15 protein-coding genes are annotated in these 12,631 nt (G+C 67.9%); 7 read left to right on the top strand and 8 right to left on the bottom strand.

Translation table 11 applies throughout. From position 1 onward, the window contains the following. Window positions 1–957, bottom strand: coding sequence for an acyltransferase family protein (locus GZ67_RS0106265; RefSeq protein WP_017201918.1), 957 nt, complete (start codon window positions 955–957; stop codon window positions 1–3). A 129-nt stretch (window positions 958–1,086) separates the two neighbouring features. Between GZ67_RS0106265 and cmtR the strand changes: the two genes are divergently transcribed. From cmtR to GZ67_RS0106245, 4 genes are read left to right on the top strand one after another with little or no spacing between them, the layout of a single operon-like run. Further along, window positions 1,087–1,446, top strand: a complete 360-nt coding sequence (gene cmtR, locus GZ67_RS0106260) for a Cd(II)/Pb(II)-sensing metalloregulatory transcriptional regulator CmtR (RefSeq protein WP_017201917.1) — start codon at window positions 1,087–1,089, stop codon at window positions 1,444–1,446. Next, entirely contained in the window at window positions 1,443–3,353 is a 1,911-nt protein-coding gene (locus GZ67_RS0106255; protein WP_029264098.1) for a heavy metal translocating P-type ATPase, read from the top strand. The genes cmtR and GZ67_RS0106255 overlap by 4 nt, the downstream gene beginning before the upstream one ends. Further along, window positions 3,353–3,961, top strand: a complete 609-nt coding sequence (locus tag GZ67_RS0106250; RefSeq protein ID WP_017201915.1) for a cadmium resistance transporter — start codon at window positions 3,353–3,355, stop codon at window positions 3,959–3,961. Before GZ67_RS0106255 ends, GZ67_RS0106250 begins: the two co-directional genes overlap by 1 nt. Beyond that, the gene (locus tag GZ67_RS0106245) at window positions 3,958–4,491 is read left to right on the top strand and encodes a signal peptidase II (protein ID WP_029264099.1); all 534 of its coding nucleotides are present in this window, start codon (window positions 3,958–3,960) and stop codon (window positions 4,489–4,491) included. The genes GZ67_RS0106250 and GZ67_RS0106245 overlap by 4 nt, the downstream gene beginning before the upstream one ends. A gap of 228 nt (window positions 4,492–4,719) precedes the next feature. Here the strand turns inward: GZ67_RS0106245 and GZ67_RS19670 are convergent, their stop codons facing one another. Further along, a complete protein-coding gene (locus tag GZ67_RS19670) occupies window positions 4,720–5,031 on the bottom strand; it encodes a hypothetical protein (RefSeq protein WP_029153956.1) in 312 nt (103 codons plus the stop codon). Window positions 5,032–5,490: 459 nt separating this feature from the next. Between GZ67_RS19670 and GZ67_RS0106240 the strand changes: the two genes are divergently transcribed. The 3 genes from GZ67_RS0106240 (at window position 5,491) to GZ67_RS0106230 (ending at window position 8,379) form a co-directional block, all read left to right on the top strand. Next, the gene (locus GZ67_RS0106240; RefSeq protein ID WP_029273822.1) at window positions 5,491–5,880 is read left to right on the top strand and encodes an ArsR/SmtB family transcription factor; all 390 of its coding nucleotides are present in this window, start codon (window positions 5,491–5,493) and stop codon (window positions 5,878–5,880) included. A 1-nt stretch (window position 5,881) separates the two neighbouring features. Further along, entirely contained in the window at window positions 5,882–6,859 is a 978-nt protein-coding gene (locus GZ67_RS0106235) for an SRPBCC family protein (RefSeq protein WP_029264101.1), read from the top strand. A gap of 167 nt (window positions 6,860–7,026) precedes the next feature. Further along, window positions 7,027–8,379, top strand: a complete 1,353-nt coding sequence (locus tag GZ67_RS0106230; RefSeq protein ID WP_029264102.1) for a flavin monoamine oxidase family protein — start codon at window positions 7,027–7,029, stop codon at window positions 8,377–8,379. A gap of 66 nt (window positions 8,380–8,445) precedes the next feature. Here GZ67_RS0106230 and GZ67_RS0106225 read toward each other — a convergent pair whose 3' ends face one another. From GZ67_RS0106225 to GZ67_RS0106200, 6 genes are all read right to left on the bottom strand, one after another. Continuing rightward, a complete protein-coding gene (locus GZ67_RS0106225) occupies window positions 8,446–9,183 on the bottom strand; it encodes a Pr6Pr family membrane protein (RefSeq protein WP_231481710.1) in 738 nt (245 codons plus the stop codon). Window positions 9,184–9,309: 126 nt separating this feature from the next. Continuing rightward, on the bottom strand, window positions 9,310–9,699 hold the full coding sequence (locus tag GZ67_RS0106220) for a DoxX family protein (RefSeq protein ID WP_029264104.1): 390 nt from the start codon (window positions 9,697–9,699) through the stop codon (window positions 9,310–9,312). Window positions 9,700–9,726: 27 nt separating this feature from the next. Continuing rightward, the gene (locus GZ67_RS0106215) at window positions 9,727–10,548 is read right to left on the bottom strand and encodes a ribonuclease H family protein (RefSeq protein WP_029264105.1); all 822 of its coding nucleotides are present in this window, start codon (window positions 10,546–10,548) and stop codon (window positions 9,727–9,729) included. A 102-nt stretch (window positions 10,549–10,650) separates the two neighbouring features. Further along, window positions 10,651–10,887 (bottom strand): hypothetical protein, encoded by a 237-nt coding sequence (locus GZ67_RS0106210; RefSeq protein ID WP_029264106.1) that lies wholly within the window; start codon window positions 10,885–10,887, stop codon window positions 10,651–10,653. Between the two features lie 79 nt (window positions 10,888–10,966). Then, complete coding sequence (locus GZ67_RS0106205; RefSeq protein WP_029264107.1) at window positions 10,967–11,275, bottom strand: protealysin inhibitor emfourin; 309 nt, start codon at window positions 11,273–11,275, stop codon at window positions 10,967–10,969. After that, window positions 11,250–12,320 (bottom strand): M4 family metallopeptidase, encoded by a 1,071-nt coding sequence (locus GZ67_RS0106200; RefSeq protein ID WP_029264108.1) that lies wholly within the window; start codon window positions 12,318–12,320, stop codon window positions 11,250–11,252. Before GZ67_RS0106200 ends, GZ67_RS0106205 begins: the two co-directional genes overlap by 26 nt. Window positions 12,321–12,631 lie beyond the last annotated feature (311 nt).

Below are 12,631 nucleotides of genomic sequence, written 5' to 3'. Positions count from 1 at the left end.
TCACCCATCAACTGGACCAGTTCCAACAAACCGCCACCACACCCAACCCGCCCCGATCATGCCCGGAACGATCACCAGCCATCCCAAGTAGAAGTTCTCGGCAGGGCGGCCATACGCGTTACTCCAGAGTGCGATGAGACCGCCGTGCAGCAAGTACAGGGACAACGCCACCTGACCGCACGCGCACAGGGGAACAAAGACAGCACCCCAAAAACGCTCTGCATGCTCCCGCCTCACCGTAGCCCCCAGCACAACGCAGACGTAGACGGCGAACACCAAGCCAATATCCCTCAGAGAGTCCAGGTAGTCCCCCGATAACACCGTGCCGAAGCGCTGCCCGAAACCCCAGGCAAGATACGCCAACAGCGCCACAGCCGCCATGATCCACAACAAGCGATCGCGTTTCAAGCCGTGACGGATCAACAGGGCACCGATGAGGAACACCGGCAACAGGTTGACCACCCGATACTGAGGGCCCAGGAACATCCAGGTCGTGACCTCACGCACGGGCGGCGGCGCGGTGTAGACCCAAATCCAGGTGCGTGCGACGCTCAGCAATGGCTGACTGGCCAGGACAAGGACCGCTGTCGCGGCGATCACGACCGAGCTGCGCAGGAGTAGAAGGGGCGCGCCGAGGATGATGAGCAGCCCGAGATAGCTCAGGATGACCGCCAGCCAGGAGCCCCACGTGGCCATCCACACACCCAGGACGATGAGGAACAGGCCACGCAGAGCCTGTTGCAGCAACGTCACCCCCGCAGCGCCGCCGCGTCTCCACACAAGCTCCGCCGACATGCCCATGACGAGTGCGAAGAGCGGCGACGCGACACTACTGAAGTTCGCCGTGACGAATTGCACCGCCCACGGTGCGTTCGGCACGAACGGAGCAGCGTGCGCGATGAGCATCGCGACAATCGCGAACCCGCGGAGCGCGTCCGGAACCAGAAGACGGCTCATGTCAGAGACGCGTCGAGCTCGCCTGTGCATTCTGGGCGGCAGCGTTCTTTCGGGCTCGAAGACCATGCCCTGAGGGCATTGGCTTGACCGCATAGGAAATAGGTCAGCGGAGACTGTATAGTTCAGCTTATGCTGACCATTGCTTCTCGTCTCGACGTCATGAACCGGCTCGGCCGCGCCATGGCTGATCCTACGCGTTCTCGGATTCTCATGACTCTGCTCGGTGGCCCGAGCTACCCCGCAGTCCTGTCCCGTGAGCTAGAGCTGACGCGCTCCAACGTGTCGAACCATCTCACCTGCCTGCGTGACTGCGGGATCGTTGTCGCCGAGCCTGAGGGCCGGCAAACCCGCTACGAGATCGCCGACCCTCATCTCGCCGCGGCCCTCCTCGCGCTTGTGGATGTGACGCTGGCTGTGGACGAGCACGCGCCGTGTGTGGACTCGGCCTGCACGGTGCCGGGCTGCTGCGGAGCAGGGGCTGACGCGTGAGCGCGGCGTGCGGCTGCGAGCACGAGTCCGCCGCCCCGGCGGGAGAGGAACACGAAGAGGCTGAGCGGCCGTGGTGGAGGGACCGCGGGATCATGGTGCCGGTCCTTTCCGGCGTTGCGTTCCTCGTCGGCCTGATCCTCGAGTGGTCCGTCCTCGAGATTCCGGCGCTCGTGCTGTTCTGGGCCGGTCTGCTGCTGGGTGCGTCGACGTTCACGCCTGGCGCGATACGAAAGCTGTTCAAGGGCAAGCTCGGCATCGGACTGCTGATGACCATCAGCGCCATCGGTGCAGTCGTCCTCGGATACGTCGAGGAGGCCGCGGCTCTGGCGTTCCTGTACTCGATCGCTGAGGCGCTCGAAGACAAGGCGATGGACCGGGCCCGCGGGGGGCTACGGGCGCTCCTGAAGCTCGTCCCGGAAACAGCGACCGTGCTGCAGGGCGGCAACGCTGTGCAGGTGCAAGCGAGAGAGCTTATGGTCGGTCAGGTCATGGTGGTCCGCCCGGGCGAGCGGATCGCAACGGATGGGATCGTCCGCTCCGGTCGCTCCAGCCTGGACACCTCGGCGATCACTGGGGAGTCGATCCCGGTCGAGGTCCAGCCTGGCGATGTTGTGTCGGCCGGCGCGATCAACAGCGCCGGCGCGCTGGAGGTCGAAACGACGGCTGCGGGCACCGACAACTCGCTCACCACGATCGTCGAACTGGTAGAGAAAGCACAGACCGAGAAGGGCGAGCGTGCTCGTCTCGCGGACAGGATCGCCCGCCCGCTGGTGCCCGGCGTGCTGATCCTCGCAGCGCTTGTCGCGATCATCGGTTCGCTGCTGGGCGACCCCGAGGTGTGGATCACCCGCGCGCTCGTCGTGCTCGTCGCGGCCTCCCCGTGTGCGCTGGCGATCTCGGTGCCGCTGACGGTCGTCGCTGCGATCGGTGCGGCGAGCAAGTTCGGTGTGATCATCAAGTCCGGCGCCGTTTTCGAGCGCTTCGGGACGGTCCGGCACGTCGCCGTCGACAAGACCGGAACCCTCACCCGCAACGAGCCCGTGGTCACCGCCGTGCTCACCACGAACGGTGTAACCGAGGTCCAGGCGTTGGCGTGGGCGGCTGCCCTGGAGCAGCACAGCACACATCCTCTTGCCTCAGCAATCACCGCCGCAGCCTCGGGGACACCGGCAGCTGCAGATGTGACCGAGCAGGCCGGCCACGGTATTGACGGCACCGTCGACGGATCGAGAATCACCGTCGGCAGTCCCCGCTGGCTGGACGCCGGCGACCTCGTCGAGCGGGTCGCAACGCTGGAAGAGCAGGGCATGACCGTCGTCATCGTGCACCGCGACGGGTCACCGGTCGCCGCGATCGGCGTCCGTGACGAGCTGCGCCCTGAAGTCTCTGACGTAGTCCGGACACTCACCGGCCAGGGCGTCGGCGTGACGATGCTCACCGGCGACAACGCCCGGACCGCTCGTGCTCTGGCTGCGCAGGCCGGGATCAGCGCCGTGCGAGCGGAGCTGCGCCCGGAGGACAAGGCGACCGCGATCGCAGAACTGTCGAAGGCAGGACCGGTCGCGATGATCGGCGACGGCATCAACGATGCCCCGGCCCTCGCTAGCGCAGACGTCGGCATCGCGATGGGCGCGACAGGCTCCGACGCAGCGATCGAATCCGCCGACGTGGCCTTCACCGGCCATGATCTGCGCCTCATCCCGCGGGCGTTCGATCACGCCCGGCGCGGTCGACGGATCATCAACCAGAACATCATCCTGTCGCTGCTGATCATCACCGCCCTGCTCCCGCTCGCGCTCTTCGGCGTCCTGGGGCTCGCGGCTGTCGTCCTGGTCCACGAGGTCGCGGAGGTCATCGTGATCCTCAACGGCCTGCGTGCCGCCCGCACGCCACGACTGGAAAGCTGATGCTCGCCACCATCGGTTCAGCGATCGGCCTTTTTGCGGCGACGAACATCGACGACATCGTCGTGCTCACCGTGCTGTTCCTCGCCTCCAGTCGAGGGAAACCCCGCCCGTGGCAGATCATCGCAGGCCAGTATCTCGGGTTCATCACCCTGGTCGTGATCAGTGTGATAGCCGCGCTCGGGCTCACGATCGTTCCGGACGAATGGGTCGGGTTCCTGGGTCTGATCCCGCTCGGCATCGGCGTGTGGACGCTCATTCGCGGCTTGCGCCGCAACGGCGACAATGACGACGACGACTCCAAGATCACCGCGGTCGGACTATGGGGCGTCGCAGGGATCACGATCGCCAACGGGGCCGACAATATCTCCCTCTACACGCCAATCTTCCGCACCAGCACCCCAGTCGACGTCGCGATCATGATCGTCGTGTTCCTCATCCTCGTCGCGGTCTGGTGCGCGGCCGGCCGGCTGATCGGCACCAACAAGGCTGTTACCGAGGGGCTGGAGCGCGTCGAGCACTGGCTCGTACCGGCCGTGTTCATCGGCCTGGGCCTGTTCATCCTGATCGAATCTGGGGTCATCGTCCGTCTGATCGAGGTGCTCGCATGACCTCCTCCCAGTCAGAGGCTCATCCGCCCGCTGCGCGCAAGCTGTCGTCGACCCGGCGGCGGCAGCTCACTGGTGGAGCGCTCTTGATCGCCGTGGTCGTCGTGCTGATCGATCAGGGAACCAAGGTGTGGGCCGAAGCGACCCTCACCGACCGTGAGCGCATCCCGCTGATCGGTGACCTGCTGGGTTTGCAGCTCGCCTATAACCCCGGAGCGGCATTCTCCTTCGGGGAAGGCTTCACCTGGGTGTTCGCGCTGCTCGCTGTCGCCGCCACGGTCACAGCGATCGTGTTCGCGTTCCGAGTGCAACGCGTGAGATGGGCGATCGTCATCGGCGCGCTCGGCGGCGCTTCCGCCTCACACGCAGGCGACCGCCTTTTCCGGGACCCCGGATTCGCCCGTGGTCACGTCGTGGACTTCCTCGCCTACGGAAACTGGTTCATCGGCAACATCGCCGACATCGTAATCTTCGCCGCAGCGATCACCGGAGCAGTTTTCATGATCCGCGCCGGGGATGAGAGCACCGAGTGAGATCCGTTGTGCGGTGGTGGGACACCCATCAACTCGCCCTCTACATCGGCGCGATCGCCGTGGGCAGCCGTTGAGTGAGTTCACGCTTAGGCAGGCGGGCGGTCGCGATGTAGGCGCAGAGCCACCCACCAGCCGCATCGTCGACAGATGAAAGCGCGATCGTCTCCGAGTGCGTGCAGCTTCTTGCGTGGCAGATGTCGCCCGCAGCACGTGCACGCAACGTCCTCGTCAGTCGCCATGAGCGGAGAGCGCCTCTCGAATCTGTTCAACCGTTGGCATCCCGGCCAGCCCAGCAGGGGTGCTGTAAATACGGCAGGCGAGGTCATTGCTTCGCCCCGACCCCGGAAAGAGATCGTTGCCATCCAGGGTGATCGTGGGGGAGCCCGCGAACGAGACTGCGCCCGCGTCCTCCTCCGTCCGAATGAGTCGGTAGTGAACCTCCGATTCGTCGTGGCCTGTTTCTCGTAGCGCCTCAGAAACACGACGGCCAGCCTCAACCCAGCTGGGGCAACCGGCGATATAAAGCAGCTCAATCTCCACGACTCAATCATCCTCGACTTCGCTGTTGATGTCGTGCCCGGGCTACCACCGAAAACGATCGTTTGCGGCCGGGCACCCGTGGTGGTGCTGGGGAAGTGCGACACGCCGAGCGTCGCCCCGCCGTAACCCCCTGCCGAAACGTTAGGGCGCCGAAACGGGTGGTGTATGGGTTTCGGCGCAGGTTCTGCCGACCGCCAACCATCCGTATTCGGGGTCTGGATGTGCGCGCGTTTTGACCGTCGTCCTGCATGAGTCGGCCTGACGATCTGACTTTCCTCGCGACCGCAGCTGGCTTCATTGCCACTCCGAAGGGAGGCGGCCCCCAGCACTCGGCTTTAGATCGGACTCAGTCCGGCTCAGCCTCGGGTAGTCCGATGTAAAGCATCTAGTCCGATCTAAAGCCGCAAGTCACAACCGACCCCTTGACATCCCCTCCGCTCAGGCATAACGTACAACCAAATGGTTGCACAAAGAGAACTGAGCGAAGCGGAGGTCGACCGTGTCTTCCACGCACTGGCGACGTCGACCCGGCGCGACATCCTGCGCCGGACGATCGAGCGTGAGCAGTCGGTATCGACCCTCGCCGCCGACTACGAGATGTCGTTCGCCGCGGTGCAGAAGCACGTCGCCGTGCTCGAGGCCGCGAACCTCATCGTCAAGCGCGCCGAGGGACGCGAGCGGCTCGTCCGCGCGAACCCCGAGATGATCGCCCGCGCCAGGGCGCTCCTCGCCCGATACGAAGAGCTGTGGCGGTCGCGCATCGCCCGACTCGACGACCTGCTGGCCGAGACGCCTCGGTCCGGCGCATCCGACAACAGCGACACCCAGAAGAACGAGCAAGGAGACTGAAATGCCTGTCACCGACGTCACCACCGATGCCGACAACCTCACGATGACCGTGGTCGCCGACTTCGCCGCCCCCATCGAGCGGGTCTGGAGCGCCTACAGCGATCCGCGCCAGCTCGAGCGCTTCTGGGGCCCTCCCGGATGGCCGGCCACCTTCACCGCCTGGGACCACACCGTCGGCGGACGCGCGGTCTACTCGATGAACGGCCCGCGCGGCGAGAAGTCGTCCGGGTCGTGGGAGTTCCTCTCGATCGAGGCACCGAACTCCTTCGAAGTGATCGACTCCTTCGTCGACGAGTCCGGCAAGCCACTCGAGGGCTTCCCCGCGCAGCGGATGTCGTTCTCGTTCGAGCCCACCGCCGAGGGCACCCGCATGGTCACGACGAGCCACTTCGACTCGGTCGATGCACTCGAGCAGGTCGTCGAGATGGGCCAGGTCGAGGGCATCAAGATGGCGATGGCGCAGCTCGATGCCGTACTGCAGGACCTCCGCGACTACGCGCAGGGCAAGGGCACCCGGGTGGAGCTGCTCGACGACACCCACGTGCGCATCACCCGTCTGGTCGAAGGGCCGCGCGAGCTGGTCTGGCGTGCGCACTTCGAGCCCGAGCTCATCCGCAAGTGGATGCTCGGCCCCGACGGCTGGGAGATGACGGAGTGCGTCGCCGCCACCGAGGTCGGCCAGTCGTACCGGAACTCCTGGGCGCCAGTCGGCGACACCGAGGGGGAGCCGTTCGGCTTCGAAGGGGAGGCGCTCCTGATCGACGCCCCGCGCCGAGCGGTCACCACCGAGCGGATGCAGGGCATGCCGACCGAGACCCTCAACGACCTGAACCTGTACGAAGAAGACGGAGCGACCCTCGTCACGGTGCTCATCGAGTACCCCGACAAGGAGACGCGCGACATGATCCTCGCCACCGGCATGGCCGACGGTATGGAATCGTCGTTCGCCCGCCTGGAGCGGGAGCTGCTCGCCGTCTGACCGCGGCGTCGCGTTCACAACTCAGGATGAACAGGCCGGATCCCCGCGGATCCGGCCTGTTCTGCCGTGTGCGGGCGACTTATTCCTGAGTTGTGAACGCGCGCGACGGCCGCACCACCCCTCCCGCCGAGGCAGAACCGCCCGGCTCGGGATAAAGTGGCGACACGATGAGGATCACGCGCCGCACTCTGCTCCTCGGCGCCGGAGCCGGCGTCGCTTCGGTGCTTCTCGCCTCCTGCACCCCCGAACCCGCGCCCACGCCGACGCCCACGCGCACCCGTGAGCCCGAGCCTCCGCCCGGAGTTCCCGCGCCGGCCGGCAGCGTCCGCAGCACCTGGACCACCGACCCGTTCGCCCTCGGCGCCGTCAGCTTCACCCCCGTCGGGGTCGTCGCCGGCACCCGCACCGCGCTGGGTCTGCCCATCGACGATCGCGTCTTCTTCGCCGGCGAGGCGACCGATGAGGATGCTCCCGGCACGGTGCGCGGGGCCATCGCCTCCGGTGCGCGCGCCGCGGAAGAGCTCATGATCCCGGGCAGCTCCGGCGAGCGGGTGGCCGTGGTCGGTGCCGGGCTCGCGGGCGCCACGGCTGCGGCACTGCTCGCCGAACGCGGCGTGCAGGTGACCGTGTTCGAGGCGCGCGACCGCGTGGGCGGACGCGTCCACTCGCAGGTCGACGACTCGTGGCCGGTGCCGGTGCAGCTCGGCGCCTGGCTCTTCGGCGATGACGACTCCGAGGTCCTCGACCAGCTGACGAGCGGCGATGTCGGCATCGAGGAGCTGACCGGCGAGCTCTGGCGCACACCGGATGGCGATACAGACCCGGTCGACCCGCAACCGTTCACCGCGGCTATGACCACGGCGCAGGCGGCTCCCGAAGACTCCTCGGTCGCCGACGCCCTCACCGCGGCAGGCGTGGATCCCGCCGACCCCGCGACCGCCGCACTGCTCGCGATTCTCGCCACCCGCACCGGAGCCGATGCCGACGAGCTCTCCAGCTGGCTGGCCCCGCCGCTGCCGACCGGTGAGCCGAAGGCGGCACGCGATGATCTCACCCCGTTCGTGGAGCATGCGCTCGACGGCGTGCAGGTGGGGCTGAGCTCCCCGGTCGCGCGCATCGCGTACGACGACTCCGGCGTCAGCATCCGCCTCGGCACCGGTGAGGCCCTGTCCTTCGACCGGGTCGTCGTGACGGTTCCGCTGGGCGTGCTCCAGAAGCGCAGCATCGAGTTCGAGCCGGCGCTCCCGTTCTCGCAGCGGGGTGCGATCGCCGCTCTCGGCATGGGGGCGATCGAGACCGTCTGGCTGCGGTGGGACGAGCCGTTCTGGCAGAACGAGGAGTCGATCTGGCACGCCGTGGGAGCCGATGTGCTGATCCCGACCTGGATCAACCTGCAGCCGACGACCGGAGAGAATGTGCTCGTTGGCCTCGTCGGCGGCACCGCTGCCGCGGACTTCGCGGCGCTCGACGAGAAGGCGGCCCTCGAAGCGGCCCTCGCCTCGCTCACGCTCTGGGTCTGACCGCGCTCCCCGTCGGAGCCGCTTCCACCGACGCCGTTCCGTCCGGCGCCACGAAGTCCGACGCGTCTAGCTCCGCGCGGTCGCCGTCTCCCGCGCGGATTCCTCCGGCACCTGCTCGCCCTCGACCGCGGGCGGCCGGTCCGGAGCATCGGCCTCGTCGTCGGCATCCGTCCGCAGTCGTCTCGGCAGCGGCATGCGGCTGATGAGCACGAGCAGGGTCGAGACCACGGCGAAACTGCCGAGCGCGATCGCCGCCGACGCGAGGAACTCGAGCGGCCCGCTCACCTGCCGCGGGTCGAGGAAGTAGTAGGGGTACCAGCCGATCATCGGCCCACGGATCATCGTCGCAATTCCCCAGAGCACCGGGTAGGCGAGGGACACCGGGACCACCCGCCACGGCACCGATCGGTGGCCGGGCGCCAGGGCCCATGCCGCCACCGTCAGCGCCGGCAGCCAGAAGTGCAACACCTGATCCGACCACGGCACATCGATGCGGATGCCGCGGATGCCGGCCTGCCAGACGAGGATCGCGAACACCAGTCCGGCGGTGATCGTCCAGGTCAGCACGAGTGCCAGTGCCACCGTGAGCCACCGCGGATCCCGCGCCGAGCGCAGAGCGAGCACCCCCGCGATCGTGAGCAGCACGACGAACGCGATGTTGGACTGGTTGGTCAGGTAAGCGAAGAAGTTCTGGCTCGCGATCGTGTGCGACGCGAGCCCCCAGCTCAGCCGGTGGATGAGCGCCACGAGGCAGACGGCGGCAGCGCCGAGGCGGAGCAGGCCGAAGGCGGTACGCGCCTTCACCGCTGCTTCACCCGCCTTTTCCTCATCCGCCGAGTCTACGGATCGGACCTCCGAGGTTCCGTCGCGCCGCAGAGGGCGTCCGTCCCGACGGGTGTGGGTCCGCGCCGATGATCCTGTGTCGGCGTGTCAGCGTCGGAGTTCGCGGGTCGACCACAGCGCCAGTGCGACGAGCACTGGCTGGAAGAACAGCCGGACGAAACGCTTCATGTCCGTGTCGAGGCCGAAGCCGTCACGGTGGTGCATCCACTGCGCCACGTTGCCGGGGAACACGGCGACGAAGAACAGCGCGGCGATCGTGCCGACCGTGCGCCGACGGCGTCGCGCCAGCAGCAGGGCAGAGCCGAGCGCGACCTCGGCCACGCCCGAGGCGAGCACGGTCGTATCGGGGTCGAGCGGTAGCGACTCGGGAACCTGGGCCTGGAACTCCTCACGAGCCACCGTGAGGTGGGAGACGCCCGCGAAGACGAGGGAGGCGCCGAGGAAGATGCGGCCGATGGTGCGGGCAGGAGTCGACATGGGGCGAGTTTACGCCTCGGCAGCCGCTCAGATCAGGCGGCGGAGGGCTTCTTCGAGCGAGACGCCCTGTGCTTCGGCTCGGTCGCGCAGGCGGGCGTGCTCGTCGGAGGAGAGGGGGATCCGCAGCTCGATCGGGTCGTCGTCGGGGGAGTCCAGGCCGTCGAGCAGATCGGATGCTTCGGCCCAGAGCGGCTCCGCGAGCGAGGCGGCCGCGGCGGGAGAGGGGGCGGATGCTGCCGCTGCCGCGGTCGAGCGGGCGCGGTCCTCGGTCGTGACCGCACTCGCGCCCGCGGAACTCGTCCCGGCAGCCGCGGAACCGGCCGATGCGGACGGTGCGGATGCGGCGACGGACGCGGATCCGGATACGGCAGCGCCGGCATCCGTTCCCCTCGTAAAGCCCGGTCCTCGTCGCGGTTCCTGCTTCGCCTGGTACGCCTTGGCGGCGGCGTTCGCGCGTTCGTCGGCCGCTTCGTTGAGCGGGTGTCCGGCGTGCCCCTTGACCCACGAGAACTCGACGTCACGGCCACGGATCGCCTCGTCGATGCCCTCGAGCAGGTCGCGGTTGAGCACGGGTCCGCCGTCGGACTTGCGCCAGCCCTTGCGCTTCCAGCCCGGCATCCACTTGGTCACGGAGTCGATCACGTAGCGGCTGTCGCACTCGATCAGCAGCTTCTCGTCGGTGCCGGCGGTCGCGAGCAGCAGTTCGAGGACCGCGCGCAGCTCGCCCTGGTTGTTGGTGCCGTGTGGGGAACCGCCGGCAGCCCAGTTCGCGTCGTCGATGTACCAGGCCCAGCCGTTGGGGCCGGGGTTGCCCAGGGCGGAGCCGTCTGCGGCGGCGGTGATCGTCATCCCTCAACCGTAGCCGCGCGGCCCGTCGTCGATTCGCACCGGGGTCGCAGTGAATCGATGGTTGCCCTGCGTCGCGGTGGCGCAACTGCGACGTGGTGCAGGTCAGTCCTCTTCAGCCTCGGGCTCGCCGTTCTCGGCCGCGACGGCCTCGGGGGCGGGAGGTGCGACCGGGAACAGGACCGAGCTCAGGTCGCCGCTGGTCTCCGCGCCGAGTCCGATCGAGAGCGGGTCGACGACGGGCGCCGTGTCGAGCACGTCCGCCTCCGTGCGCTCGAGCGGCTCAGAGGGCAGCACCCACTGGTTCTCTTGTTCTTCCGGCTTCTGCTGGAACAGTCCCATGGTCTCCATTGTGAACCTGCCCGGCGGCGACGGGGCCGGATTCACACCGGATTGATCGGGAGCCGGAGCGGATGCGGGTTCAGCGCCTGGCGGCCGTGCGCACCGCTTCGACGAGGGTGCGCCAGGGGCCGTCGAGAGCGGAGTCGGGCACGTCGCGTTCCCGGCGCTCGGAGGGTGTGCGGGCCCGGATGCTCCAGACGTACCGGTCGGCGCCGGTGCCGGCATCCGTCTCCTCGTCCCACGGGCAGCCGTCGATGAGGTCGATCCACTCCCCGGCTTCGTCGGGCTCGGCTTCCACCCGCCACTGACGACGGATGCCCGCGATGCCGCCGGTGCGCACCACCGCGATCACGACGTGCGTGTCAGTCGGTGGAGGGGACTCGCTCATCCTCATAGACTCCCACGGCACTCCAGGCGCGTCGAGCCGCTTCGGCCGTGGCATCGTCGAGCGCGGTGGCGGCGGCGACCGTCGCGTCGGCGAATTCCGTGAAGGTCGCGGTGCTCGACAGGCCTCCCGTGAGAGCCCGGTACCAGACCGTGCCCGCCCGCTCCCAGGATTTGCCGCCGAGGTCGGTCGCGAACAGGGCGAAGGCGCGGTTGGGGATGCCGGAGTTGATGTGCACCCCGCCGTTGTCTTCGGTCGTGCGCACGAAACCGCTCATGTGGTCGGGCTGCGGGTCTTTGCCGAGCTCGTCGTCGTCGTAGGCGGTGCCGGGTGCGATCATCGAGCGCAGCGCCGCACCCTCGACGGCATCGGTGAAGATCTCGGCGCCGATGAGCCAGGTCGCCTGGTCGGCGGTCTGGCCGAGGGCGTACTGCTCGGTCAGGGCTCCGAACACATCGGCGATGGATTCGTTCAGCGCCCCGGGCTGTCCCTGGTACTCGAGGTTCGCGGTGTGCTGCACGACGCCGTGCGCGAGCTCGTGTCCGATGACGGTGAGCGAACCGGTGAACCCCTGGAACACCTCACCGTCGCCGTCGCCGAACACCATGCGCTCGCCGTCCCAGAACGCGTTGTCATAGTCGACGCCGTAGTGCACGGTCGCGTCCAGCGGGGCGCCGGCGTCGTCGAGGGAGTTGCGCTGGAACGCGGCCAGCAGCATCTCGAATGTGGCGCCGAGCCCGTCGAAGGCCTCGTTCACCGCGGTGTCTTCCACCGGGCCGTCGTCTTCGCCACGCACCACCGCGCCGGGAAGCTGCTGCGTGTTGCCGGCGTCGCTGATCGTGCGGTTCGGAGCATCCGAAAGGTGGGCGACGAGGTCGCCGTTCTCGTCGATCGACAGGTCGATGCGCGCGCGGAACGGCGGGCGGCCCGCCGTGAGCGTCTGCCGCGCGGCGGCTGCGGCCTTGGGGAAACGCCCCGACTCGGCCAGGCGCGCGAGCAGGTAGGAGGGGACCACTCCATGACTTTCTCCGGATGCTGTGCTGCTCATGTTGCGACCCTACGCCGGGGTGCCGACGTTCGGGCTGACCGGCCGTGGGCATGACGCGAAATGAAGGAGATCGCGCGCTTCGAAGGCGCCTTCCGCGTCACAGCTCCTTCGTTTCACGTTTTCTCCTTTATTCCGTGCGCCTCGGCCTCGCGGCGGCGGGCTGAGATGCCACCCGACTTGATAACGAGAATCGTTCTCAATAGTGTGAGAGCGTCATGAACCCACGTCCCCGCCGAACCGCATCCGTCGCCGCCACGCTCACGCTGTCGCTCGCGTTCACCGCCTGTGCCCCGGCCGCAGCGCCCACGCCC

Origin of the sequence: Microbacterium sp. Cr-K20, from assembly GCF_000708325.1 — a bacterium.
Taxonomy (GTDB): Bacteria; Actinomycetota; Actinomycetes; order Actinomycetales; family Microbacteriaceae; genus Microbacterium.
This window is presented reverse-complemented; position numbering and strand designations above follow the sequence as displayed.